Source organism: Kitasatospora sp. DSM 101779 (assembly GCF_025655475.1).
Classification (GTDB): domain Bacteria; phylum Actinomycetota; class Actinomycetes; order Streptomycetales; family Streptomycetaceae; genus Kitasatospora.
The window spans coordinates 7,897,359-7,921,576 of the sequence record NZ_JAHTIK010000001.1 but is presented as its reverse complement, the minus strand read 5'-3'; the positions used below and the strand labels follow the sequence as shown (position 1 = coordinate 7,921,576).

26 protein-coding genes and 1 pseudogene are annotated in these 24,218 nt (G+C 73.2%); 13 read left to right on the top strand and 14 right to left on the bottom strand.

What is annotated here, in order from left to right; all coding sequences use genetic code 11:
- Nucleotides 1-142: 142 nt before the first annotated feature.
- The gene (locus tag KSNIM_RS36280; protein ID WP_263107437.1) at nt 143-475 is read right to left on the bottom strand and encodes an STAS domain-containing protein; all 333 of its coding nucleotides are present in this window, start codon (nt 473-475) and stop codon (nt 143-145) included.
- 187 nt (nt 476-662) lie between these two features.
- Here KSNIM_RS36280 and KSNIM_RS36275 point away from each other — a divergent pair, with 187 nt between their 5' ends.
- Both KSNIM_RS36275 and KSNIM_RS36270 read left to right on the top strand, forming a co-directional pair.
- Complete coding sequence (locus tag KSNIM_RS36275; RefSeq protein ID WP_263107436.1) at nt 663-1,754, top strand: NAD(P)-dependent oxidoreductase; 1,092 nt, start codon at nt 663-665, stop codon at nt 1,752-1,754.
- Nucleotides 1,751-1,897: a hypothetical protein gene (locus tag KSNIM_RS36270; protein WP_263107435.1), complete on the top strand. Its 147-nt coding sequence runs from the start codon at nt 1,751-1,753 to the stop codon at nt 1,895-1,897. The genes KSNIM_RS36275 and KSNIM_RS36270 overlap by 4 nt, the downstream gene beginning before the upstream one ends.
- Before the next feature lie 231 nt (nt 1,898-2,128).
- Here KSNIM_RS36270 and KSNIM_RS36265 read toward each other — a convergent pair whose 3' ends face one another.
- The 3 genes from KSNIM_RS36265 to KSNIM_RS36255 form a co-directional block, all read right to left on the bottom strand.
- The gene (locus tag KSNIM_RS36265; RefSeq protein ID WP_263107434.1) at nt 2,129-2,995 is read right to left on the bottom strand and encodes a glutathione S-transferase C-terminal domain-containing protein; all 867 of its coding nucleotides are present in this window, start codon (nt 2,993-2,995) and stop codon (nt 2,129-2,131) included.
- 108 nt (nt 2,996-3,103) lie between these two features.
- A complete protein-coding gene (locus KSNIM_RS36260) occupies nt 3,104-3,265 on the bottom strand; it encodes a hypothetical protein (protein WP_263107433.1) in 162 nt (53 codons plus the stop codon).
- A 149-nt stretch (nt 3,266-3,414) separates the two neighbouring features.
- Complete coding sequence (locus tag KSNIM_RS36255; RefSeq protein WP_263107432.1) at nt 3,415-3,894, bottom strand: Lrp/AsnC family transcriptional regulator; 480 nt, start codon at nt 3,892-3,894, stop codon at nt 3,415-3,417.
- A 70-nt stretch (nt 3,895-3,964) separates the two neighbouring features.
- Here KSNIM_RS36255 and KSNIM_RS36250 point away from each other — a divergent pair, with 70 nt between their 5' ends.
- Nucleotides 3,965-4,933, top strand: coding sequence for an SMP-30/gluconolactonase/LRE family protein (locus KSNIM_RS36250; RefSeq protein WP_263107431.1), 969 nt, complete (start codon nt 3,965-3,967; stop codon nt 4,931-4,933).
- A gap of 384 nt (nt 4,934-5,317) precedes the next feature.
- Here the strand turns inward: KSNIM_RS36250 and KSNIM_RS36245 are convergent, their stop codons facing one another.
- On the bottom strand, nt 5,318-6,631 hold the full coding sequence (locus KSNIM_RS36245; RefSeq protein WP_263107430.1) for an MFS transporter: 1,314 nt from the start codon (nt 6,629-6,631) through the stop codon (nt 5,318-5,320).
- A 106-nt stretch (nt 6,632-6,737) separates the two neighbouring features.
- Between KSNIM_RS36245 and KSNIM_RS36240 the strand changes: the two genes are divergently transcribed.
- Nucleotides 6,738-7,622, top strand: coding sequence for a winged helix-turn-helix transcriptional regulator (locus KSNIM_RS36240; RefSeq protein WP_263107429.1), 885 nt, complete (start codon nt 6,738-6,740; stop codon nt 7,620-7,622).
- On the opposite strand, the gene KSNIM_RS36235 is transcribed toward KSNIM_RS36240, so the two are convergent.
- Nucleotides 7,623-7,949, bottom strand: a complete 327-nt coding sequence (locus KSNIM_RS36235) for a WhiB family transcriptional regulator (protein ID WP_263107428.1) — start codon at nt 7,947-7,949, stop codon at nt 7,623-7,625.
- Between the two features lie 541 nt (nt 7,950-8,490).
- Between KSNIM_RS36235 and KSNIM_RS36230 the strand changes: the two genes are divergently transcribed.
- The 3 genes and pseudogenes from KSNIM_RS36230 (at nt 8,491) to KSNIM_RS36215 (ending at nt 10,429) form a co-directional block, all read left to right on the top strand.
- Nucleotides 8,491-9,021, top strand: a complete 531-nt coding sequence (locus KSNIM_RS36230; RefSeq protein WP_263107427.1) for a hypothetical protein — start codon at nt 8,491-8,493, stop codon at nt 9,019-9,021.
- Nucleotides 9,022-9,296: 275 nt separating this feature from the next.
- Nucleotides 9,297-10,020 (top strand): annotated as a pseudogene (locus KSNIM_RS36220) (NAD-dependent epimerase/dehydratase family protein); the annotation flags it as partial.
- 100 nt (nt 10,021-10,120) lie between these two features.
- Entirely contained in the window at nt 10,121-10,429 is a 309-nt protein-coding gene (locus KSNIM_RS36215; protein WP_263107426.1) for a DUF1905 domain-containing protein, read from the top strand.
- A 72-nt stretch (nt 10,430-10,501) separates the two neighbouring features.
- Here KSNIM_RS36215 and KSNIM_RS36210 read toward each other — a convergent pair whose 3' ends face one another.
- From KSNIM_RS36210 to KSNIM_RS36200, 3 genes are all read right to left on the bottom strand, one after another.
- Nucleotides 10,502-10,903: a hypothetical protein gene (locus KSNIM_RS36210; protein WP_263107425.1), complete on the bottom strand. Its 402-nt coding sequence runs from the start codon at nt 10,901-10,903 to the stop codon at nt 10,502-10,504.
- A 125-nt stretch (nt 10,904-11,028) separates the two neighbouring features.
- On the bottom strand, nt 11,029-11,607 hold the full coding sequence (locus tag KSNIM_RS36205) for a hypothetical protein (RefSeq protein ID WP_263107424.1): 579 nt from the start codon (nt 11,605-11,607) through the stop codon (nt 11,029-11,031).
- A 930-nt stretch (nt 11,608-12,537) separates the two neighbouring features.
- Nucleotides 12,538-12,993 (bottom strand): MarR family winged helix-turn-helix transcriptional regulator, encoded by a 456-nt coding sequence (locus KSNIM_RS36200; protein ID WP_263107423.1) that lies wholly within the window; start codon nt 12,991-12,993, stop codon nt 12,538-12,540.
- A 118-nt stretch (nt 12,994-13,111) separates the two neighbouring features.
- Here KSNIM_RS36200 and KSNIM_RS36195 point away from each other — a divergent pair, with 118 nt between their 5' ends.
- Nucleotides 13,112-13,504 carry a nuclear transport factor 2 family protein gene (locus KSNIM_RS36195; RefSeq protein WP_263107422.1) on the top strand — a complete coding sequence of 131 codons (393 nt, stop codon included), beginning with the start codon at nt 13,112-13,114 and terminating at the stop codon, nt 13,502-13,504.
- A 63-nt stretch (nt 13,505-13,567) separates the two neighbouring features.
- Here KSNIM_RS36195 and KSNIM_RS36190 read toward each other — a convergent pair whose 3' ends face one another.
- Nucleotides 13,568-13,930: a hypothetical protein gene (locus KSNIM_RS36190; protein ID WP_263107421.1), complete on the bottom strand. Its 363-nt coding sequence runs from the start codon at nt 13,928-13,930 to the stop codon at nt 13,568-13,570.
- A gap of 915 nt (nt 13,931-14,845) precedes the next feature.
- Here KSNIM_RS36190 and KSNIM_RS36185 point away from each other — a divergent pair.
- From KSNIM_RS36185 to KSNIM_RS36175, 3 genes are all read left to right on the top strand, one after another.
- Nucleotides 14,846-15,049, top strand: a complete 204-nt coding sequence (locus KSNIM_RS36185; protein WP_045694210.1) for a cold-shock protein — start codon at nt 14,846-14,848, stop codon at nt 15,047-15,049.
- Nucleotides 15,050-15,353: 304 nt separating this feature from the next.
- Complete coding sequence (locus tag KSNIM_RS36180) at nt 15,354-16,862, top strand: DEAD/DEAH box helicase (RefSeq protein WP_263107420.1); 1,509 nt, start codon at nt 15,354-15,356, stop codon at nt 16,860-16,862.
- 212 nt (nt 16,863-17,074) lie between these two features.
- Nucleotides 17,075-17,443 carry a CBS domain-containing protein gene (locus KSNIM_RS36175; protein ID WP_263107419.1) on the top strand — a complete coding sequence of 123 codons (369 nt, stop codon included), beginning with the start codon at nt 17,075-17,077 and terminating at the stop codon, nt 17,441-17,443.
- Nucleotides 17,444-17,581: 138 nt separating this feature from the next.
- Here KSNIM_RS36175 and KSNIM_RS36170 read toward each other — a convergent pair whose 3' ends face one another.
- Genes KSNIM_RS36170 through KSNIM_RS36155 form a run of 4 tightly spaced genes read right to left on the bottom strand, consistent with a single transcriptional unit; the run spans nt 17,582 to nt 21,726 of the window.
- Nucleotides 17,582-18,769, bottom strand: a complete 1,188-nt coding sequence (locus KSNIM_RS36170) for an ABC transporter ATP-binding protein (protein WP_263107418.1) — start codon at nt 18,767-18,769, stop codon at nt 17,582-17,584.
- A gap of 34 nt (nt 18,770-18,803) precedes the next feature.
- A complete protein-coding gene (locus KSNIM_RS36165; protein WP_263107417.1) occupies nt 18,804-19,634 on the bottom strand; it encodes a carbohydrate ABC transporter permease in 831 nt (276 codons plus the stop codon).
- A complete protein-coding gene (locus KSNIM_RS36160; protein WP_263107416.1) occupies nt 19,631-20,560 on the bottom strand; it encodes a carbohydrate ABC transporter permease in 930 nt (309 codons plus the stop codon). The genes KSNIM_RS36165 and KSNIM_RS36160 overlap by 4 nt, the downstream gene beginning before the upstream one ends.
- On the bottom strand, nt 20,557-21,726 hold the full coding sequence (locus tag KSNIM_RS36155; protein ID WP_263107415.1) for an ABC transporter substrate-binding protein: 1,170 nt from the start codon (nt 21,724-21,726) through the stop codon (nt 20,557-20,559). The genes KSNIM_RS36160 and KSNIM_RS36155 overlap by 4 nt, the downstream gene beginning before the upstream one ends.
- A 311-nt stretch (nt 21,727-22,037) precedes the next feature.
- On the opposite strand from KSNIM_RS36155, the gene KSNIM_RS36150 reads away from it, so the two are divergent.
- Both KSNIM_RS36150 and KSNIM_RS36145 read left to right on the top strand, forming a co-directional pair.
- Nucleotides 22,038-22,622 carry a TetR/AcrR family transcriptional regulator gene (locus tag KSNIM_RS36150; protein WP_263107414.1) on the top strand — a complete coding sequence of 195 codons (585 nt, stop codon included), beginning with the start codon at nt 22,038-22,040 and terminating at the stop codon, nt 22,620-22,622.
- A 143-nt stretch (nt 22,623-22,765) separates the two neighbouring features.
- Complete coding sequence (locus KSNIM_RS36145) at nt 22,766-23,746, top strand: zinc-binding dehydrogenase (RefSeq protein ID WP_263107413.1); 981 nt, start codon at nt 22,766-22,768, stop codon at nt 23,744-23,746.
- Nucleotides 23,747-24,218 lie beyond the last annotated feature (472 nt).

The following is a 24,218-nucleotide window of genomic DNA, read 5'->3' as shown; positions in this document are numbered from 1 at the left end:
GCTCGATCAGCTCCCTCGGTCCGTTCTGCCCGATCGGCACCGCCGCCGGCCCGGCGTCCGGATCCGCCGCCTCACCACCGACGCCCGCCTCGAACCGCTCACCACCGCTGAGACCCGCGCCGCGTGCCTCGCCGCGCCGGCCTCAGTCGGCGCCGGGGGACGGTGGCAGCAGCAGCTCGGCAGTCGCGGTGACGTCGAGCAGGCGCGCCACCTGCGGCGAGGGCCTCGCCACGTGCACGGCCACGCTCCGGCGGGTGGCCCGGGCACGGGCCTGCAGCAGGGCGTTGAGGCCGGAGGAGTCGCAGAACTCCACCTGCGCCATGTCCACCGTGACCGGCGCACCGGGCGGACACAGGTCCACCACGTCCTCGAGCGCGTCGGCCAGCGCGGGGACGCTGTACAGGTCCACCTCGCCGTCCAGGAAGAGCACGGGGCCCTGCGGCATCGAGCCCCTGGTCACCGTGAGTCCGGCCATGGCCGACCACTCCCCTTTCCGTCCAGGCGGCTCACACGTCTACCCCGCACCGACGGCCACCACACCCTCTGAGGGGCGATGAGGGGCGATCCGCCCACCCCCTCCCTGCGGGCCGACCGCCGATTTCCGCCGCCGACACCGAGCCGCATAGGGTCCGTGCACGGCGAGGGGGGACGGAGTGGGGCAGATGCGGATCCTGTTGTTGGACGCGGCTCCCGGGGTGCTGCTGGACCGCGAGGTGGAGCGCATGATCGGCCATGGCCTGGCCGTCACGCTGAACCTTCGGCGGGTGGGCGACCGGGCGGGTGCGGTGGCCGCGTGGGCGGACCGGGTGGACTTCACCGACGTCGACCTGTTCGACGAGTCGGCGCTGATCGACGAAGTGGTCCGCGACGGTCTCGGTTACCACGCGCTCAAGTCCCGCGCGGGCGCTCCGCTGCGCGCCGGTCTGATCGCGGCGGCGACCGACGGCGCGCTCGCCCGTCCGCTCCGCGTGATCGGCCGGGCGGGCGCGGGCACGGACCACGTCGACCTGGCTGCCGCCGCGCGTCACGGCGTCGCCGTCACCCACACGCCGGGCTCCAACGCGAACGCCGTCGCCGAGTTCGCCCTGGCCCAGCTGCTCTGCCTGACGAGGGGGCTGACGGCACACAACGACGCCGCGCACCAAGGTCGTTGGAGCACACCGACCGCTGCCGCGGCCGAACTGTCCGAGCTGACCCTGGGCATCGCCGGACTGGGCCGGACCGGCTCTGCGCTGGCGGAGCGGGCACGCCTGCTGGGCATGACCGTCCAGGGCTGGTCGCGGACGCCCGACCGCCGCACCCCGCCCGCCGCACCGCTGCACCGGACCGACTCCCTCGCTGCGCTGCTCGCCACCAGCGACGTGGTGTCGCTGCACCTGCCGCTCACCCGGCTGACGGCGGGGCTGATGGGCCCGGCGGAACTGGCGCTGATGCGACCCGGGTCGATCCTGCTGAACACCTCCCGCGGCGGCATCGTCGACGAACAGGCGCTCGCGGACGCCCTGCGCGACCCGGCCCACCCGCTGGCGGCGGCCGCCGTCGACACCTTCGCCCACGAGCACGCCGCCTTCGCCTCACCGCTCTTCGGCCTCCCGAACGCCCTGCTGACCCCGCACACCGCCGGAATGACCGGACGCGCCATGGCCGACGCGGCGCTGGGCTGCGCGGACCACATCGCGGCCCTGCTCGCCGGACGGCCCGAGGGCATCCCCGTGGCGACGGCACCCCCGGGAGAGACGAGGAGCGCGCCGTGAGGCTCGTGCCGGACGACGATCCGCTGGACGGCCTGCGGCGGCCCCTGGAGGAGGACCTCCTGGGCCACGAGCCCCGGAAGGGGGCAGCCGACCGCTGCCGGGTGCTCCACACCGCCTACCGGGTTGGCCGGCCTGTTCGGTGAGGTGGCCGGTGTGGACCCGGACGGCGGCATGCTCGGCGAGGCCCGGCGCGGTTCGCGGAGTTCGACGCGGACCTGCGCCGGCTGCCGCCGTCGGTGTCGCCGTCCGGACTGTTCTCCGAACGTCTGCCGAGCACCGAGCCCGTCTTCCGGCGGAAGGGCCCGCAGCGCAGGCGCCGGGCGTGACCCGGCCGGCCCTCGGGTGGGGCCGGCCGGTGGACACCGCAGGGCCGTTCAGCCGGACACGGCCGCCCGCGGCCGCGCATACCGGGCCCAGTCCACGATCGGCATCGCCGCACCCGCGTCCTCCTCGCCCCGGCAGCGGGCCCGGTGACGGCGGTCGATGCCCGCCAGGTCGAGGTGGCGGCCGAAGGCGGGGTGCCGGGCGAGCCGGCGGGCGTAGTCCCACACCCGGGGGTGGTCGGCGACCCGGTCGACGGCGGCGGCGTTCAGGTGCCAGCGGTGGACGGTGTCCAGTTCGACGAGGCTCGCCCAGACCTGGACGTCCGCCAGGGTCGGGCCCTCGTCCAGCAGGTGGTCGCGGTCGGCCAGGCGCTGCTCGATGACGCCGAGGCCGTCCAGCAGGCTCCGCAGTGCGGTCTCGCGCTCGGTGGGGGCGATGCCGGCCAGGCCGGCGCGCTGGGCGGGTGCGTCGAGGCCGCGTTCGCAGAGCAGGGCCACCGCCTCGACGGCGGCGCCGGACCCGGTCGGCCGGAGGTTCGCTCCGTCCCGGTCGAACCGGTGGGCCAGATCGGTGAGGATCTCGCCGCTGTCGGTGCTGACGATCCGTCCGCTCCACTCGTCGCTGAGCACGGGCGCCGCGGCCGGTCCGCGGTGCCGGTGCGAGCTGGCCTCGTAGAGCGGCCGCAGCGCCAGGTACCCGCCGTCGCCGTCGTCGGGCAGCGCCGGCAGCCAGCCGATCGGCAGGGTGTCGTCGAGGCCGAGCAGGCTGTGAGTGACGGCGATCCGGAGACAGTCCGGACAGGACCGTGCGAGGTGGAGCCGGTAGCGGTGCGGCACGGCGCTGTAGCCGCTGCGGGCGTCGTGCCCGATCCTCCCGCGGAAGGAGGGCGCGACGGACGGGAACGATGATGCGGGCATGAGGGTCTCCCAGATCGTGCGGGCATGCGAGCATGCACGCCGGGTGTCCGGCGGGGACGAGGAGGACGGCCGGGGGCCGGGAAGAGGAGCGGACGGACTGAGGCGGCGTCAGACGGCGGCGGGCACCGGGCCGCGGCCGCCGCGGATGCGGGGTCTGCCTGCCAGGCTGCTGCACACCCGCAGCAGGTCGATGTGGCGACGGGACGTCAGGACGGGCAGCGGTGGGACGGCGTGCGACACGCCCCCGGCGACCGGCTCCGTCCGCCCCACGACCCCTCCGTCCGCATCCGAGGACTCCCCTGCCGGAGTGTCGACCCGCGGGCGGAGCCCGTCAAGGGCGCCCGGCGGAGGAGGGCGATTCGTCTCACGCCTCGGACGGAACCGGCCCGCGATTCGGGAGCCGCGTCTCCGGCCGGGGATCACGCACCCGGCGCCCGGGACGAGGGTGTGGCGGGTGACGGCGGGCGTTCGAAGAAGGTCTCCAGGGAGACCGTCGCCTGGGTGCCGCAGACGCCGTCGATGGCGTAGAGGCGGCGCAGCACGTCCTGGAGCTGTTCGGTGGTGGCGGTGCGGACCTTGACCAGGACGGAGGCGCTGCCGGCGATGATGTGGGCCTCCTCGATCTCCGGGATCGCGGCGAAGGCCGCGGCGGAGTCGCCCATCCAGGCCGAGGAGTCGACCATCACGAAGGCGAGGACGCCGAGTCCGAGCGCCTTGGGGTCGACCTCGACGGTGGTGCGTCGGACGATGCCGCGCTCGCGGAGTTTGCGGACCCGCTCGTGGGTGGCGCCGGCGGACAGCCCGACCGCCCTGCCCAGGGACGCGTACGCCTGCCCGGCGTCCTGCTGCAGCAGTGCGATCAGCGCGCGGTCGGTCTCGTCGAGGTTCTCCGATGCCATGGTGGAACCATATCGGCTTCTGCCATACTCCGTCATGGCCGAACACCATTCGGCCATAGGCGATTGGGGGATGACAGTGTCCGACGAGATGAACCACGGCCTGTACGAGATTCTGGACGAGCGCTTCCGAACCGGGCGGTGCGCCAACGGCGACGTCCGCCTGGAGAGGCTGTACGGGGACTGCCGCTGGGCGGAGGGTCCCGTCTACCTGCCGGCCTGGCGCCAGCTGATCTGGAGCGACATCCCGAACGACCGGATGCTGCGCTGGGACGAGGCGACCGGCACGGTGGGCGTCTTCCGCTCCCCCGCCGGCCACAGCAACGGCAACACCCTGGACGGCCTGGGCCGGCTCGTTAGCTGCGAGCAGGGCAACCGCCGGGTGACCCGCACCGAGCACGACGGGTCGGTCACCGTGCTCGCCGACCGCTACCGGGGCAGGCGCCTCAACTCGCCCAACGACGCCGTGGTCCACTCCGACGGCTCGGTCTGGTTCTCCGACCCGGACTTCGGCATCACCAGCGACTACGAGGGCCACCGGGCCGAGGGCGAGATCGGCGCCTGCAACGTCTACCGGATCGACCCGCACAGCGGCGAGGTGCGGCTGGTCGCCGACGGCTTCGAGGGCCCCAACGGCCTGGTCTTCTCCCCCGACGAGCGGCGGCTCTACGTGGCGGACAGCCGGCTGCGGCAGATCCGCGTCTTCGCCGTCCGCGAGGACGGCACCCTCTCGGACGGCGAGGTCTTCGCGAAGGCCCCGGAGAGCGGCTTCGACAACATCCGCTTCGACGACGGAGGCCGGCTGTGGGCAGCGGCCCTGGACGACGGGGTGCACTGCTACGACCCGGACGGCACGCTCATCGGCCGCCTGCGCGTCCCCGAGCCCGTCTCCAACCTCGCCTTCGGCGGGCCGAAGAACAACCGCCTCTTCATCACGGCGACGACCTCGCTCTACTCGGTCCTCATGGCGGTCACCGGAACCACCCGGGTCGCCCGGGCCCGGTCGTACGGCGTGTCTTCACAGGCGATGGTGCAGCCGTAGCTTCCCGGCCGAAGGCTGGGGCGGGTGACGGAAGAGGACGCGCTCGACACATGGCAGGCGGCGCTCGCATCGGGCGTGGACCTCGTCGACACCTCCGACGAGTACGGGGACGGGCGCAGCGAGCGGGTTGATCGGCGAACTGCTGCGCCGCCGCGATGCCGAGGGTGTGCGGCGGCCGACCGTGGCGACCACGACAGCGCCAGCCCGTCCGCCGGGTGACAGCGGAAGCATCCTGACACCTGGTCATCGGCGGAGTCTGATGAGGACGGCGGCGAGGTGGCGTACGGCCCGGTGACCGCGCTCGTCCTCGCCACGGGCCGCCGATCAGTCCCGGCGGTGTGGCCCCGTGGAGCCCGCCGGTGACCGCACCGGCGGGCCCGGGGTTCACGCCAGTTCGCGCAGCCGGCGGACCGGGCTCGCCAGGAGGATCGCGGGGCTCGCCACGCTGCACACCGCGATCAGCAGCAGGGCCGTGCGCGTCCCCCAGGCCTCGGCGGCGGCCCCGGCGGCGAGCGCACCGACCGGGATCGCGCCCCAGGACACGAAGCGGACGGTGGCCATCACCCGCGGCAGCAGCTCCGGCGGGGTCTGCGTCTGGCGGTGCGTACGGGTGACGATGCTCGTCACCACCACGCCCGCGGAGAAGCCGGCGTTGCCGACGGCGAAGACGAGCGCCGCCCAGCCGGAGCCGGCCAGCGGCAGCAGGAAGGCGAAGCCGGCGGCGATCGCGGCGGCCCGGCACAGGGCGCGGCCACTGCCGAGCCGGGCGACCAGCCGGGGCGTGGCGGCGGCACCGAGCAGGCTGCCGAGGCCGGCGGTGGCCATCAGGGCGCCGACCACGGCGGCCGGGGCACCCAGGGTGCGGACCAGGAACACCGGGGTGAGCGTCATCAGCCCGCCGCAGACGAAGTTCACCGCGGTGGCGTCGGCGGCGCACGGCCCGATCACCGGGTGGCGGGTGACGTACCGCCAGCCCTCGCGGATCTGTTCCCGCATGCCGGCGCCGCGCGCCCGTTCACCGGCCGGCTGCCCGGCGTACGGCAGGCTGCGCAGCAGTGCCGCCGAGGCGAGGTAGCTGACCGCGTCCAGGAGCATCGAAGCGGCTCCGCCGAGGAGCTGCACCAGCACGCCGCCGAGCGACGGCCCGGCGAGTTCGGTCGCGGCGGAGCTGCCGGAGACCAGGCTGTTGCGGGCGGTCAGCTGCTCCTTGGCGACGATCGAGGGCAGGAACGTGGCGTTTCCCACGTCGAAGACGACGCTCGCCAGGCCGACCACCAGCGCCACCGCCACGAGCTGCGGCAGGCCCAGCACCCCGAGGACGGCCGTGAGCGGCACCGAGGTGACGGCGGCGGCCCGGACGAGGTCCATCGCGATCTGCGTGCCGCGCAGCGGCAGGCGCTGGACCAGGACGCCGGCGGGCAGCCCGATCAGCAGCCAGGCGACGTAGGCGGCTCCGGTGATCAGACCGACCTGGAGGGCCGTGGCGTGCAGGGTGACGACAGCGACCAGCGGCAGCGCGACCGCCGTCACCTGGTCCCCGAGCCGGCTGACCGTCGAGGCCGTCCAGTAGCGCCAGAACGCCCCCGCGCCGCGACCGTGCCCGCTCCCGTCGCCGTGCCCGCCGTTCTCGCCCACGTCGGTGTCCTTGGTGCCACGAGCTGCGCCGCTGTGCGGCGAGTCCACCGTCTCCGTCGTCACGTCCACCCCTTCGTTGCGACCGATCCACCCGCGCGCCGGAGGGGCCCGTGCAGGCCCGACCCGGCCGGAGTGAGTCTCTTTAGGGAACTCACTATAATCGGTGGTCATGCGGCACACCGAAGCGGCTGACCCCGACTGCGCGATCTCCCAGGCCCTGACGGTCGTCGGGGACACCTGGACCCTGCTCCTGATCAGGGACGTCGCCGGCGGCACGCACCAGTTCGACGCACTGCAGGGCGCACTGGGCATCAGCCGGAAGGTACTCACCGAACGCCTCAAGGCCCTGGTCGCCGACGGCGTACTCGAGAAGCGGCTCTACCACCCGCACCCGCCGCGCTACGAGTACCACCTGACGGAGACCGGACGCGGCCTGCTGCCCGTCCTGGTCGCCCTTCAGGACTGGGGCGGGCGGTACGTCATGGGCGACGGCACGCTCTCCGGCACCAGCACCGCCGACTCCGCCGAGACCCGCCGGGTCATGGCGCTGACCGGCCGCCGCCTGCCCGGGTTCGACCTCGCCGCGGCCGACGGAGGCCGGATCGACCCCGTCGCCGCGGACCGCACCTGGACGGTGCTGTACTGCTACCCGGGCGCCTACGCTCCCGGCGGCCTCGACTACCCGCCCGGCTGGAGCGCGGTCCCGGGCGCCCCCGGCTGCACCCTGGAGTCCTGCACCTACCGCGACCGCATGGACGAGTTCGCCGCCCGGGACGCCGCCGTGTACGGCGTCAGCACCCAACGCCCGGACCAGCTCGCCGCGTTCGCCGAACACGCGCGGATCCCGTTCCCGCTGCTGTCCGACGCCGAACTGCAGCTGGCCGCCTCGCTGCGCCTGCCCACCTTCCGCGCCGCCGGCGTGGACCGGCTCAAGCGGCTCACCCTCGTCCTCGACGCCGCCCGCACCGTGCGGGGCGTGCTCTACCCCGTCACCGACCCGGCGGGCTCGGTCGAGGACGCCCTCGCCCTGCTCGACTCCCTGGCGGCCGACTGATCACCGCCGCCCGGCGCCGCGGCCCGTGCCCGCCGCCGGGTACGCCCGGCGGCGCGCCGGCCCCATGACGGCCCTGCGCTCGTCCTCGCCCATGCCGCCCCACACCCCGTAGGGCTCACGGACGCTCAGGGCGTGGGCGAGGCACTCCGCACGCACGGGGCAGTCCCCGCAGATCCGCTTGGCGGCCTCCTCCCGCTCGTCGTGGGCCCGGCCGCGTTCTCCCGACGGATGGAAGAACAGCCGCGCGTCGGACCGGCGGCAGGCGCCCTGCAACTGCCAGTCCCAACGCTGGTGGAGCGGACCGGGCAGTCGGGAGATCACGGCCACGACATCGTTCCTCTCGTCCGGGCCGGCGACGAGTCCCCCACCGGCACCCCTGGTGAGGGGCGCCTTGCCGGAAATCCCCGCCCCACACGTGCGAATGCACGCGAGGGCCCGGAGCGCGACGGCAGGGTTGCTGCGGACGACCGGACCGGGGAGGGCCACCGGCCGGGGCTCGGGGACACGGACAGACACCGCCGCTCGTGCCGGCGGACGGCTCGCCCGTCGGGTGCGGGGCCGTCGGCGGTGCGGGCCGGGCTGCCGGTGCTGCCCGGCCGACTGATCGCCCGTCCGCAGTTCCGTCCGTGCGACGTGGGGCACGGTCCCGGCACTCCGTGCTCGTCGGTCGTCGCGGTCGGCTCCCGGTCAAGGCCGGCAGCTGCGCCGGTGCACCAGCGCGACCGGTGCCCCCGGTGTCCGGTGCCTTCGTTCTACGGCCTCCGCCCGCGCCAAGGGTTCGCTGCACGGGCTGCGGACGGCACCCGGGGACGGCGAGAGTCGGGGGCGACACATGACGGCGCGCCCACGACCAGGGGGAGAGAGCGACGTGCACCCGCAGACCGCCTTCGACATCGGGACGGCCCCCGGCGGGCGGCCGCCGTTCTCGGGGTCCGACGGCTGCGACATCTCCGCGCAGGTGGAGGCCCTGGTCGCGGAAGCCGAGCGGCAGCTCCGCGACGGGCTGTGGGAGTTGGCGCCGGGCGACACGGCACTGGCCCTCAAGACCGCGTCGGGACTGGCGGACGCGGTGGGCACCGGTTGTGACGGGCCGTCGCCGGGCATCGAGCGCCTGGAACGCCTGCGCGAGGCACTGGCCGTCCTGGCGATCGGCATCGCCCGGACCCACGGCCGGCTGGCCTGGTTCCTCGCCCGGGCCAGCACCGCGCTCGCACCCGTCCTCCACTGGCGGATCCTGCCGGCCGCGCAGGGCCAGTCCTTCGGCACCGTCGTCCCCACGCCGGAGGAACTCGCCGACGCCGAGAACGCGACACGCCGCCTGCACACGGTGCTCGCCGGGATCTCCGCAGCCGCCGCGGAGTCGCCGTCCGAGGACGGCGAGCCGAGCCCCCTCGGGTGACGTGCCCCCTCGGAGTCGGTCCGTGGGCAGGGGCCCGTGGGGGGTCCCTGCCCACCGACCGGCCCCGAGGGCCAGCGGTCCTTGAACGCTTCGCCGGCCGTCCGGACGGCCTGCCGCACCGCCTCGCTCGACGAGCACCGCCGGGACGCCACCCGGTCGGTGGGTGCTGCGGAGGAGTCGGTCCTCCTCCAGCCAGGCACCGTTGCCGACGTAGTGGGCGCAGATCCGCACGAAGGCGACCTGCGCGGCCACCTCGCGATCGCTGTACATGCCGGAGCGTGATCCCCGCGGCGTACGCCGCGGGCGTGCAGCGGCGGCTCTTCCTGGGGTCGTCCTGCATCCCCCCCCCCCCCCCGCCCGGCACCGCAGCCAATCCGCGAATCCGCCCCGCTCACCGGGCCGCTGGAGGCCACCAACCAGGCCTACGCCCTCGCCGAGATCACCGGGCTCGTACAGGTCCAGTCCTGCCGGCGCCAGTACGGGGCGTCCCACATCTGCGCAATGCCGACCAACCTCTACGGTCCCGAGGGCAACTTCGACCCGCAGTCCTCCCACGTGATGCCCGCCCTCGTCCGCCGTTTTCACGAGGCGAAGCGCGACGGACTCGACGAGGTCGTGCTCCGGGGCGGCGGCACGCCCCGCCGCGAGTTCCTGCACGTGGACGACCTCGGCGAGGCCTGCACCACGCTGCTGCGCCACCACGGCGGCAGCGCGCCGGTCAACGTCGGATGCGGACAGGACCTGACGGTCCGTGAACTCGCCTACCTGGTCGCGGAGGTCGTGGGCTTCGAGGGCAGGATCGGTTTCGGCCCGTCCAAGCCCGACGGCACGCCGCGCAAGGTGCTCGACGTCTCCCGCACCACCGCCCTCGACTGGCGGCCGAGAACGCCGCTGCGCGACGGCATCGCCGCCACCTACGCCGCCCGGTCGGCCGCAGCCGGGGCCACGGCCGGGGCGGTGGGGCGCGCAGACGTGCGGGCGGCCACCGTCTCCCCCTGACGGTCAGGGTCACGGGCACGGGCGGGACGTGGCGGATCCCTCGACGGCGTCACCGCTAGGCTGCCGAACGCAGGCTCCCCGTCAGGAACGGACCCACGCCATGGACCTCGTCTTCGCCGGCCACGTCATCGAGTGGCGCGGGCCTTCGCCGTTCTACTTCGTCCCCGTGCCGGCGGAGCAGGCCGCCGACATCCGCGAAGTCGCCGCTCAGGCCAGCTACGGCTGGGGTGTCGTCCCCGTCGAGGCCCGCATCGGGAACGTCGCCTTCGCCACCTCGCTCTTCCCGAAGGACGGCGGCTACCTGCTGCCGCTCAAGAGCTCCGTGCGCAAGCCGCAGGACCTCGCGGCGGGGGACGAGGTGAGCGTCGAGATGACCGTCCGCCTCGACCGCCGCACAGCGCGGGCATAGGCCGTCCGCAGGTCTTCCGCGGGCGGCGACGCCGACCGGGGACTGCTTCGTCGCCCGGCCCGCGGACCGGGATCAGCCGGTGAAGGGGAAGCTCGGCAGGCGCCAGCACGCGACTTCCGGCGGCACCCCCGGCGGCAAGGGCGCAGGTGCGCCCATCCCGGTCACGTAGAGCCAGGTCAGTGCCGCAGCGGTGACGACCATGACCGGCAGCAGGTACCGCCGGCTGCGCGGCAGCGGGGAGAGCACGGCGCCGGGCAGCAGCAGCGTGACGAACCCGACCGCCCACGCCGAGCGGGTGGCCGCGGCCAGCCGGGGGTCGGGCTCGTGGTCCTGGGTCAGGCACCAGTGCCAGGCGTCCATCACCCGGGCGTTGCCGTAGAGGATGCCGGAGGTGGCGAGGACGAAGGCCGCGAAGACCCACAGCGCCACCCATGCGCAGCCTCCGGCTCTGCGGCGTTCCTTCGTCGGTTCCATGCCAACCCCCGTGATCGTCCCCCGTGATCGTCCCGTGCTTCCGGACGCGTCCTCACGGTTCCCGGTTCCGTGCCGCCCCCGCGTCGGCGCTCTGCCGGCGCGGGGGCGTGGATCCGTCCGGCCGATCAGCCCGTGGTGCCCCAGGTGTGCGCCACGTCGATCACCAGGCGGTTGTCGAGCTGGAGGACGCGGTACGGCAGCCGGGCCCGGACTCCGAGCCCGATCCGCGTCTCGCCCGCGTGCGAGCCGGCACCCCGGGCCTCCACGAACGTGGGGTAGCCCGTGAAGTCGAGCCCGGGCAGCCTCTCCCCCGTGCGCATCGGGTAGGTCGGATTCCAGTCGGCGTCGGTGGTGTGCGCGCCGATGACGACGGTCAGGACCTTGCCGCCGGCAACGGGGATCTGCCGGTCGTCCGTGGTGGTGCCGATCGGCGAGTCCGTGTAGCCGATCCGGTACGCGACCGGAGCGGCGGGCGACGAACCGGGCACGTCCACGACCATGCGGTCGAAGCAGGGGTGCGTCCCCGTCCTGATGCCGGTCATGGAGCGGTAGTCGTCCGTCCTGGCCGCGCCCGCCTTGTCGAGGCTGCCCCAGCCCGACTCGCACTGCACGGTCGCCGTCCCCGTCGCGGCGGCGGCCGGTGTCACCGCCGATCCGAGCCCCACGAGCACGAGTGCCACCGGCAGTGCCGTCCAACGTCGCATGGTCCATTCCCCGTTCGGTGTGTCGATCGTGTACCTGTGAACACGCCTCAACCCCGCCCCGGGTATCACTGCGGGGGCGAATTTCCTCTGCACTCCCCTGCCGTCGCTCCCCCCGCCCGATCGGGCGGCCCCGCTCGGGCGGCCCGGGAACGGGCTCGGAAGCCGGTCGGCGCCCTCGCTGCCGATCCTGCACGCGCTCGCCGACGCGCTCGCCCTCGACGCCCCGGAGCGCAATCACCTGCGGTACCTCGCGAAGACCACGGGCGGCGAGTGCGCCGGCCGGACCAGGCCCGCACCGCCGTGCCGGGAGGTCCGACCGGCCGTGCCGGAGGTGCTCCGCCCCGTCGAACCCGGAATCGCCGCGGTGACCGACCGGCCGGGCGACCTCCTCGCGCACACCGACGGCTGCCCTCGGCGATGGGCGCGGGCGGACTGCTCGGCGGTGACGCCCCCACCTCACCCGCCACGTGTTCACCGGCCCCCGGGCCAGGGCGTTCTTCGCCGGCTGGGACGCCGTCTCGGACGAGCGGGCCTTCGACATCCGGCTCGCACCGTCCGTCGAGAACTCCGCGTGGCTCACCGCCGGCCTCGCGCCCGTCGCCGGCCCCGACTTCACCGAGCGCCTGAACCGGCAACACCGTCCCCCAGCGCGACGTCCTCCGGATCGACCTCCCGGGCGGACACCGGCTCCGACTGCGGCGCGAGACGCTCGAACTGACCTCGGACGCCCAGCAGCTGACCGTCCTCCTGCCCGCCGGTAAGGAGACGACCCGCGCCCTCGGTCTGCTCCGCCACCCCGGGCCCGGCCCTGCTGCGCGCCATCTCGCGCCGCCACCGACCCCGGCCCCCTCGCCGGTACCGACCCGCTCTGCCGGGCCGGCGCATCCCGGACGGCGGCGGATCAGCGGCACGGCGGTCGGCGCCCGACGGTCAGTCATGGTCGGCGGCGAAGGGCCCCTGGTCGACGAAGCGGCGCAGCAGGCGGGCGAAGTCCTGGGCGTCGTCCCGGGGCCAGCCGGCGAGTGAGTCCTCGATGCCGGCGGCCAGTCGCTGCCGGGTGGCGGAGATGACGGTGCGGCCGTCGTCGGTGAGGGCGAGCAGGGTGGCGCGGCCGTCGGCCGGGTCCGGCTGGCGCTGGATGAGGCCTGCGTGTTCCAGACGGTCGGCGCGCCGGGTCACGGTGGTGCGGTCGAGGCCGATCTCACGGCCGAGGTCGGCGGCGCTGCGGGGGCCGGTGCGGGCCAGGCCGCTGAGAACGGGGTAGGTGAGGTCGTCGACCGCCTCCCCCAGGCCGTCCGTGAGCCGGGTGTAGAGGCGGGCGCGGGTGCTGCGCCGCAGGAGCAGGGCGAGGGCGTCGGCGATGTCGTGTCCGGTCGAGTTGTTCACCCCTCCAGATTAGCGTGCGCGGCGCACGCTTTTCCTGCTACAGTTATAAGCGTGCTCAAGGCACGCATCTCCGCTCGATCCACGGCGGGCACCCCCGCACGCACCCGAAGGACTCCCCATGACCCGCACCGACGTCCGCGCCGCCCTCACCGACCTGCTCCTCACCCCGGGCCTCGGCCTGGACGAGGCCGCCGACCGGCACTTCGCCCCCGACTACCGCCAGCGCACCGACGGCGACTGGGCGGACCGCACCGAGTTCCTCGCCCACATCGCCCACCTGCGCACGGTCGTCGCCGGCGGCTCGGTCGAGGTCCACGACGAACTCGCGTCCGGCGACCGCTACGCCGACCGCCACACGATGGAGGTCGTCAAGACCGACGGGTCCACCGTCCGCATGGAGGTCTACCTCTTCGCCGAGTTCGCGCCCGACGGCCGCTTCCGCCGGATCGAGGAGACCACCCTCATGCTCGAGGGCGCCGAGCACGACCGGAACCTCGGCAGCGCCCGCTGACACCGGGCGGAGAGCAACCCTCGCACCGCGAGTCGGGGCCCTCCGCCCGCTGGAGCGCGGGGCTCAGGTGGTGGAGTAGCCGAGGTCGCCGATCGTCCAGCTGCTGATGTCCTCGATGGCGATGCGGTACATGCCGCCGGTGTGGGGCAGCGCGAAGTCGCCCTGAAGGATCTTCGCCCGGTGGAGATGGAGGTGGGTCGGGCGGGCGGGCAGCCCGTCGGCGGGTGGCGCGAAGAGGGCCGCGAACGGCTTCAGGTGGTCCGAGGCCTGGAGGACCTCCGCCACGCGCTCCTGCCACAGCGCCATCGGCGCCAGCCTCCCGGTGATCACCGCTCCGGGGACCACCACAGTCAGGGACATCTGGTTGCTGTGCTCGGACTCGACCATCGCTGCGATGTCGACGAGCAGCCCGTCAGGGTTCGGCATGGATCCCAGCCTAGCCCTCCGGCCGAAAGCCGCGATCATCGATGGGGAAAGTCGCTCGCCCCGGCCTCCGCCTGCGGCCGGGGCCCGGGACGAGGTGCAGCTGATCGCGGACGGCTTCGCACGCGCGTACGTCGCGAGACAGGTGCCAGTGCGTACGTCCCCACCGTGGAGCCGACCGGCCCCGAGGTGGGCTCTGGCCGCGCCTGCCGCCCGCCCGGTTCGTCCGGCGGTGCGCGCCCGAGCCCCCGGAAGCGGAGCACGACGAGCACGTCGACGTCGAGGAGTGGCGGCTTCGGTGGCGGGCGATGACGCCGGAGCAGAGGGCGGCTGTCGATCGGGAGCCGTGGACGCTCCCGGACCGGCTGCGCCGCTTCGACCCGACCGAGGAGGCGGCGGGAGACGATCGCAGCCTGGTGGTGGGACGCGGGAGCCGATGAACCGGGCCACGGACGGGTGCAGGTGGCCACCACCGGCCGGCCGTTCGGCAGCGGTTCGCTGTCCTGGCCGATCGAGGCCGGCGGGGGTACCGGCCTCACCTACGGGCCGTGAACAGCGACTCGCCGGAGACACGACTGCTGCACATTCCATTTCTCCCGGAATTCACCCACGCGAAAGGCGCACACGGCCACGCCAACCACCTTGACCCCCAAGCACGTTGACGGCCGGCCGGCCCGGAGCGACGGGCCGGACGGGAGGACTCCGGGAAACCCGGAGCGAAATATCCGCCCGCAGCGGGCTTCGGCCTGCTACAGTGGTTTTTGTTGCAGTAGTGGTTCCCATGAACTTTGTGTGCGCCTGCTGATGTATTTCGCAGGCGCATTTTTGTTTCCCGGCTCTTCCCCGGGCGGGTGCTCATCACGGCGACGCGGAGCTTGCACTGTGCGGGCTTCGGACAGCCCCTCGAAGGAGATATTAATGGCTAATGGCACTGTGAAGTGGTTCAACTCGGAAAAGGGCTTCGGCTTCATCGAGCAGGAGGGTGGCGGCCCGGACGTGTTCGCCCACTACTCGAACATCAACGCCAACGGCTTCCGTGAGCTGCTCGAGGGCCAGAAGGTCGAGTTCGACGTCACGCAGGGTCAGAAGGGCCCGCAGGCCGAGAACATCCGCCCGCTGTAGTACTGCACGGCACCCGCCTGGCAGCGAGGGGCCCGCACCGCGTACATGCCCGGTGCGGGCCTTTCGGCTTTGCGGTCGCACACCCGGCCACTCCGGCCCCCGGTTCCGTGACCGATGCCTCCGGTTCGAGACTCGCCGCTCCCGCCTTCTGCGGTGAGCACCGCCCCGGGGCGGTGGGCCGCGCGGCGCCACGAATCTCGCCCCGCCCGCCACACTTCCGGCCCGTTCCCTTGCGGTCTTCGCCTGCGCGTCCTGCGCCGCGGAGCCTTCCTCGTGACGTGCCGCCCTGAGGAAGGCTTCCCGCATGAACCGCTCCAGTCGCCCCTCGCACCGGAACGCCGGCTCCCGCTCCGGCACGGGCTCCCGCTCCGAAGGCAGCCCCTCCGGCGGCTCGCGCCCGGCCGGCAGCCGGCCGTCCTCCGCCCGCCGCCATCAGGACCCGTCCCCGCAGGGCGAGTTCGCGGTGCCGGCGACCACCACCCCGGCCCTGCCGGCCGTCGAGTCCTTCGAGGAGCTCGACATGCCGACGGCGCTGCTGTCGGTGCTGACCCGTCGCGGCGTCACCTCGCCGTTCCCGATCCAGGCCGCGACGCTGCCGAACTCGCTGGCGGGCCGGGACGTGCTGGGACGGGGCCGTACGGGCTCCGGCAAGACCATCGCGTTCGGCCTCGCACTGCTGTCCCGCCTCGCCGGGCAGCGTGCCGAACCCCGCAGCCCACTCGCACTGGTGCTCGTCCCCACACGCGAACTCGCGCAACAGGTCGCCGAGTCGCTCACCCCTTACGCCCACGCGGTGCGCCTGCGGACGGCGACCGTGGTGGGCGGGGTCCCGATCGGCCGCCAGGCCCACCAGCTCCGCCGGGGGGCCGACGTCGTCGTGGCCACCCCCGGCCGGCTCGCGGACCTCGTCCAGCGCGGCGACTGCCGACTCGACGAGGTCACCGTCACGGTGCTGGACGAGGCCGACCAGATGGCCGACATGGGTTTTCTGCCCCAGGTCACCGAGCTGCTGGAGCAGGTCGCCCCGGGTGGCCAGACGATGCTCTTCTCCGCCACCCTGGACCGCAACGTCGACCGCCTGGTGCAACGCTTCCTCACGGACCCGGTCACGCATTCGGTGGACCCGTCCGCGGCGGCGGTCAGCACGATGGAGCACCACGTGCTGCACGTACAGAACTCCGACAAGCACGCCACGATCGCCCACATCGCTTCCCGCGACGGCAGGGTGATCATGTTCACCGAGACCAAGACCGTCGCGGACCGGCTGGTCGACGACCTGCTCGAGAACGGGGTGAGGGCCGCAGCCCTGCACGGCGACAAGTCCCAGCCCCAGCGCACCCGCACCTTGGAGCAGTTCCGCACGGGCGAGGTGACCGCACTGATCGCGACCAACGTCGCCGCTCGCGGTATCCACGTCCACGGCCTCGATCTGGTCGTGAACCTGGAGCCGCCGGCCGACCACAAGGACTACCTCCACCGGGGCGGCCGGACGGCCCGGGCCGGCGAGTCCGGCACCGTCGTCACGCTCGTCCTGCCCAACCAGCGCCGCCGGATGGCCCGCACCATGACCACGGCCGGCATCGTCCCCATCACCACCCGGGTCCTCGCCGGTGACGAAGATCTGGCCCGGATCACCGGCGCCCGCGTCCCCACCGGCGTGCCCGTCACGATCGCCGACCCCGTCGTCGAGCGGCCGCGTCGAAGCGCCTCCGCCGGGAACCGCGGCCGACGTCCCGCCCACGGCGCCCGCACCCCGCGGACCACCAACGGCCCGCGCAGCGCCTCGCCCGGGCGCGTCACCGTCTCCGAATAGGACACCACGTGGGCCGGACGGAGCCGCAGTCCGGCCACCACGCCGCCCACCGGTGCCGGGCCGCAGCCGCGGCCCGCTCCGACGGGCACCGCAGGCCGCCCCACCGCGCCGGCACCGGATCACCGCCGGCCCCGACGAAGGACACACGAAGGAGTCCGGCCATCTCGACCACACGCGAACACCCCGGGACCGCCGCCACGGTCGGCGACGTCATGAAACGCCCGGAGCTGCAGATCAGCGACGACCTCATGGTCGACTCGGCCATGGACATCCTGCACACCTCCGGCGCGGACCACGTCCTGGTCCGCGCCGAGGACGGCCGCTGCGCCGGGCTGCTGACCCGCCTGCACCTCGCTCCCTTCCAGGCCCGTTCCTGGTACACCGAGCGAACCCGGGTGCGCGACATCGTCCTCGACCGTGCCCCGTTCGCCACCGCCGACATGCCCGCCACCGCGGCGACCGCCGCCATGCGCTCCCGCGGTCTGGACGCGTGGCCGGTGGTGGACCACGAGGGTTATGCCGTCGGGGTGCTCACTCTGCGGGAGCAGCCACGGAGCCCATGCGTTTCAGCAGCCGGGTGATAGCGACGTTCCGGTGAAGGGGCAGCGGCCTCGGGGAGGCGCCTGCGGCATGGAGGGCGGGGACGGCGGCACGGCGTGCGTATGCGCCGTGCCACGCGTCGTTCCTGCCGGAGCTCCCCGGTCGGCGCCGGATCGGCATCAGTTCGCCGACTGATCGGGTCGCGTCAGGTTGGTGCCGCTCGCGGGGTCGAAGACGTGAAGGCGGGTGGTGTCGATCCACAAGTCCACCGGGCTGCCCTCGGCGGCGCTGGTGGCGGTGTTCAATCTGGCAACCACCCGGTGTTCCTGCATACCGGTGTCCGCCCGTCCCGAGTCGGCGGCGAGTTCGGCGAGCTCTTCGGTACGGGCCGGCCCGCCCTCCTCGGCGAAGTGCACGTACACGTCGGAGCCCACGGACTCCCGGACCTCCACGGTGACGGTGCAGGTGATGCCGCCCGCGTGCTCGTCGATCAGCGAGGCGTCCTCGAACGCCTCGGGCCGGATGCCCACGATGAGGTCGCGCGGCGCGTCCGCCCGCTCCAGGGCGCGTCGCATCCGGTCGTCCAGCGGAACGTCGCCCAGCGAGGTGCGCAGCGTGTTCTGTTCGAGCGTTGCGCCGAGGAAGTTCATGCCGGGCGAGCCGATGAATCCCGCCACGAACAGGTTCACCGGGGCGTCGTACAGGTGCTGGGGCGAGCCGACCTGCTGGACGACGCCGGCGCGCATGACGACCACCCGGTCCCCGAGGGTCATGGCCTCGACCTGGTCGTGCGTGACGTAGACGGTGGTGGTGCCCAGGCGCCTTTGCAGGGCGGCGATCTGAGTGCGCATCTGGACCCGGAGCTTCGCGTCGAGGTTCGACAGCGGCTCGTCCATCAGGAAGGCCTTCGGGTCCCGGACGATGGCGCGGCCCATCGCGACGCGCTGGCGCTGTCCGCCGGAGAGGTTGGCGGGTCTGCGGTCGAGGTGCTGGGTCAGGTCGAGGATGCGGGCGGCCTCCTCGACCTTGGCGGCGATGGCGGCCTTGTCGACCTTGGCCAGGCGCAGGGCGAAGCCCATGTTGTCGCGGACGGTCATGTGCGGGTAGAGGGCGTAGCTCTGGAAGACCATGGCGATGTCGCGGTCCTTGGGGGCGCGGTCGTTGACGATCTGCCCGCCGATGCTCAGGGTGCCCTCGGTGATGTCCTCCAGCCCGGCGATCATGTTCAGGGTGGTGGACTTGCCGCAGCCCGACGGGCCGACGAGGATCACGAACTCACCGTCGCCGATGGTGAGGTTGAAGTCGCGGACGGCGAGTGCGCCGTCGGGGTAGCGCTTGGTGATGCCGTCGAGGACGATCTCGGCCACGGTTCGCCTTCCTGGTCCGCCCGGTGGGGCGGTCTCATCCCTTGACTGCGCCGGCGGTCAGGCCGGCGACGATGCGGCGCTGGAACAGCAGAACGAAGATCACGATCGGAATGGTGATGACCACCGCGGCGGCCGCGATGGACCCGGTCGGCTGCTGGAACTGGGAGCTGCCGGTGAAGAAGGCGATCGCGGCCGGCACGGTCCGGGCCGCGGTGGTCGAGGTGAGCGAGATGGCAAACAGGAAGTCGTTCCAGCAGAAGATGAAGACGAGGATGCCGGTGGTGAACACCCCTGGCGCGGCCAGCGGGGCGATGACCAGGCGGAAGGCCTGCCACGGTGTGGCGCCGTCCACCTTGGCCGCCTTCTCCAGGTCCCAGGGGATCTCGCGGAAGAACGCCGACAGGGTGTAGATCGCCAGCGGCAGCGAGAAGGTCATGTACGGGATGATCAGCCCCAGCCAGGTGTCGAAGATCCCGAGCGCGCGCTCGATGTTGAACAGCGGTGACACCAGCGAGATCGGCGGGAACATCGCGATCAGCAGGGAGACCCCGATCAGCAGCCGTTTGCCGGGAAAGCGCAGCCTGGCCACCGCGTACGCGGCCATGGTGCCGAGCACCACCGCGACGGTGGTGGCGATCACGGAGATGCCGATCGAGTTGACGAGGGCGCGGGTGAACTCGGAGGTCTGGAAGATCCCGCGGTAGTTCTCCCAGGTCCACTCGCGGGGGATGAAGTCGCCGTCGGTGAGGGTGCTCGGCTCCTTGAAGGACAGCGCGACGATCCACCAGACCGGGAAGAGCGCGTAGAGGACGACGATCAGGTTGGCGACGCCCCAACCGGTCAGGGTGCGGGTGCGGTTGTTCATCGGCGCTCCGGTTCGCCACCCGGCGCCGCGGCGCCGAAGACCTTGATGAAGACGAAGGCGATGATCGCCACGCAGAGGAAGATCAGCACCGAGATCGCCGACCCGATGCCGAGGTTGAGGGCGGTGAAGAGGTTGTCGTAGCCGAGGATCGAGACGGAGCCGGTGTCGTTGGAGCCGCCGGTCAGGACGTAGATGTTGTCGAAGATGCGGAAGGCGTCCAGGGTGCGGAAGAGCAGGGCGACCAGGATCGCCGGCTTCATCAGCGGGATGATGACCAGTCGCAGGCGCTGTCCGAAGGTCGCGCCGTCCACCATCGCCGCCCGGACGGTCTCGTCGGGGACGAGGGCCAGGCCGGCCAGCAGCAGCAGCGCCATGAACGGCGTGGTCTTCCACACCTCGGCGAGGATGATCAGACCGATCGCCTGCCAGTGGTCGGTGAGCGGGGCGCTGCCCTCCGGCAGCAGCGCCGCGAGGTAGCCGATGCCGGGCGTCCAGGCGTACTGCCACGAGTACGCGGCCACGACCGTCACGATGCCGTAGGGGACGAGCACCGCGGTGCGGACGGTACCGCGGCCGAACACCGCCCGGTGCATGACGAGCGCGAGCACCATGCCGAGCACCAGCTCGATCGCCACCGATACCACGGTGATCAGGACGGTGACCCACAGCGCCTGCCACCAGAACGGGGAGCTCAGCACCGCGCCGTAGTTGGCCAGGCCCACCCAGTGGGCCTGGCTCGGGAAGCGGAGGTCGTAGCGCTGCAGGGACAGGTAGACCGCGTACACGATGGGGTAGGCGGTGACGGCCAGCATCACGATCGCGGCGGGCGCGCACAGCAGCAGGCCCAGCCGGCGCTCCTGACGGGCGCCCTCCGACTCCGCGGTGCTCTTCTCGGCCCGGGGGCCGGGTGCGGTGGCAGGTGTCACGGGATCAACCCCTTGGAGCCGAGGGCATCCTCGATCTGCCCGCGGAGGTCGGCGACGGTGCTCTCCGGATGGATGTCGGCGGGCGGCGACAGGGTGTGCGAGATGGCGATCGACACGTTCTGGTAGGCCGGCGTCTGCGGCCGCACGCTGGCGGTCTCCAGGGCTGCCAGCACGTCCGCCGCGAACGGGTAGCTCCGGGTGAGTTCGGCGGCCTGGTACAGGCTGCGCAGCGACGGCGGCAGGCCGCCCTCCAGCGCGTTGGTGAGCTGGTTCTCGCGGTCCCGCAGGCACAGGGTGGCCTCGTACGCCAGGTCCGGGTGCTTGCCGTACGCGCCGACGGCCAGGTCGATCCCGCCGATCGTCACGCTGGCCGGCCGGCCGGGCAGCACCGACGGGTACGGTGCCCAGCGGAAGTGCTTGAACAGCTCGGGCTGATTGGCCTTCATCGACGGGTAGACGAAGGGGTAGTTGAGCTCGAAGGCTGCGGTACCGGACTCCATCGCCAGCCGGTTCTGGTCCTCCATCTGGTTGGGCAGCGAGGGGTCGGCGGCCGACGAGGTGGCGGTGTCGTGCATCACGCCGGCGGCGACGACCGCGGGCGGACCGAGCGAGGGTGCCTGCGCGTCCGGGGTGAGGATCGAGCCGCCGGCGCTGGTGACCAGGGTGTTGAACCACACCGTCAGGCCCTCGTACTGCGCGCCCTGGATCTCCACGTAGTGCGGCTTGCCCTGCTCGGCCAGAGCGTTCGCCTGGGCGAGCATCTCCGCCCAGGTCTTCGGCGGGTTCGGCACCAGGTCGTCCCGGTACCACAGCAGCTGCGTGTTGGAGTTGTACGGCACCGCGAACAGTCGGCCCTGCCAGGTCGCGGTCCGCACGGCCGCGTCGAGGGTGTCGGCGGTGGCCTGCTCCTTCATCGCGCCGGTCCACTCCCGGATCCACCCCGCCTCGGCGAACTCGGCGGGCCAGGTGACGTCCAGACCGAGGATGTCCACGCCCGTGTCGTGCGCGGCCATCCGGCGCACCAGTTGCTGGCGCTGGCCGTCCGCGCCGCGCGGCAGCTTGTTGTACTTGACGGTGTAGCGGCCGCCCGACTGCTGACCGCACCGGTCGGCCGCCTGCTGGAGGGCGCCCGAGTCGTCGGGGAAGTTGTACCAGTTCAAGGTCACCGGGCCGCCCTGGCCGCTGCTCCCGCAGCCGGCCAGGACCGACGCGCAGACGCAGAGACCTGCGGCCGCGTTCAGCCACCGCGAGCGGAGGGTGCGCACTCCTGGCCTCTCTCCCGATCCGGAACCTGATGGGTCATCAGACACTAGCGCCGGGCGGCGCCGCCCTCGGGCCGCGCCGCGCCGACGGACACCCGGACGGACCATCAGGACACCGCTCGGACCGGCCGTGACACGGATCCGGAGGCCGGCTGCCCCGTCGCCGGCCCCCCGCTCCACTTGTTCTTGAATGACCACTCATATATGTTGTCCGCATGCCACGACCACGGGAGTTCGAGCCGGAGCAGGTCCTGGACGCGGCCATGCGGCGCTTCTGGGAGCGCGGCTACCGGGCCACGTCCATCGAGGACCTGGTGAAGGCGACCGGCGTCAAGCCGGGGAGCATCTACAGCGCCTTCCCCGGCGGCAAGCGGGCCCTGTTCCTCAAGTCGCTCGAGCGCTACTCCAAGCTCGTCGTGCCGCAGAAGCTCGGCGAGCTGGACGGCCCCGGCGCTTCGGTGGCGGAGGTCCGCGGCTACTTCGACGGACTCGTCCGCGATCTGCTGAGCCCCGAGGGCCGCCAGGGCTGCCTGCTCGTCAACACGGCGATCGAGGACGCCGCCGAGGACGACGAGGCCGCCGCGGTGGTGCGCGGCCACCTGGCCCGACTGGAGAACTGCATGACCCGCGCACTGGCGACCGCGGTGCGACGCGGCGAGGTACGGCCGGGGCTGGACGCGGCCGGCACCGCCCGGCTGATGGTCGCCACCGCCCAGGGGTTGATGGTCGTGGGGAAGGCCAACCCGGACGAGGCGGTGCTGAGGGCGATCGTCGACAACGCCTTCGCCGGCCTGGGCTGAGCCCGGCACCACCCGCGCCACCGCCTGCCGACCGCCCGACCGCCCGACCCGCCCGACCGACCGGCCCTCGAGGCCGCCGCACCCCGCGGCGGCCGTTTTTCGGCCCTCATAGTTGAACGAACACTCAAGAATGGAGACGCACCATGCGAGCCATCGTCATCTCGACCTACGGCGGCCCCGAGGTCCTCAGGCACACCGAGCTCCCCGACCCGCGGCCCACCGACGGCGAGGTGCTGGTCCGGGTACGGGCCTTCGGCCTCAACCACGCCGAGACGTACATGCGCAGCGGCGCCTGGGGCGAGGTCGCCCCGGTCACCGGGATCGAGTGCGCAGGCACCGTCGAGCACGACCCCAGCGGTCGACTCGCCGGGGGGACGACCGTCGTCGCCCTCCTCGGCGGCATGGGCCGCACCCGGAACGGCAGCTACGCCGAGCTGGTCACCGTTCCGGCCGGCAACGTGGTGCCGGTCCGCACCACCCTGTCCTGGGCGGACCTGGCCGCCGTCCCCGAGGTGTACGCCACCGCGTGGAGCGCCCTCCACGGCAACCTCGCCCTGCGGCCCGGCGAGACGGTGCTCGTCCGCGGGGCGACCTCCTCGCTCGGCCAGGCCGCCGTCAACCTCGCGAACGACCACGGCGCCACGGTGGTCGCCACCACCCGCGACGCGGACCGGGCCGGACTGCTGCGCGGGATCGGCGCCTCGCACGTCCTGGTCGACGACGGACGGCTGGCGCCGCAGGTCCGCGCCCGCGGCATCGCGGTGGACGCCGTCCTGGACGTCGTGGGCAACAGCGTGCTGCGGGACTCGCTGGCCACGGTCCGTACCCGCGGGCGGGTGTGCCAGCTCGGCTTCCTCGGCGGACTCTCCCCCGTCCAGGACTTCGCCCCGCTCACCGACATGCCGTCGGGCGTCCGACTGAGCTTCTTCGGCAGCGCGTTCGTCCTGGGAACGGAGGACTTCCCGCTGTCCGCGGTGCCGTTCGACGCCATCCTCGCGAAGGTCGCCGACGGGACCCACAAGGCACGCCCGGTGCGGGTGTTCGGCTTCGACGACATCGTCGAGGCGCACCGGCTCATGGCCGCCGGCACGGCGCTCGGCAAGCTGGTCGTCACCGTCGACTGACCGACCCACCCAGGAGTGCCCGGGCCGCGTCCCGCACCGCGCAGCGGTCCGCGGTCGACGGCGCGGTGGCGTCGCCCGGCACGGCTCCGGGGCGGGGAATGGAGTTCGGGCACGCAGGCGGTGGCCCGTCGACACTCCGGATCACGGTGGCACCAGCCGATCGGAGGAGACGGGGCGCATGAGTCGGATGTGGGGGGAGCCCTGGATGCCGCCGCAGCCGAAGGGCGGCGCCGGGAGCGGGCGGCCGAAGAGGTCGGTCCGGGAGCAGGCCCGCTTCTCCGCACTGGTCGTGGTCGGGGCCGCGCCGACGATCATCGCTCTGGGGGCAGGTGTCCTCGCCCACGGGATGTCGCACACGGCGGACGCCCCGGGACGAGGTCCGGGAGTTGACGCCCCGACCCCGGCGAACCCGCTGCCGGCCGTTACGGCGCGGAGCCCGGCCGGTCGGCGGGCGGGGCGGGCGGAACGGGGG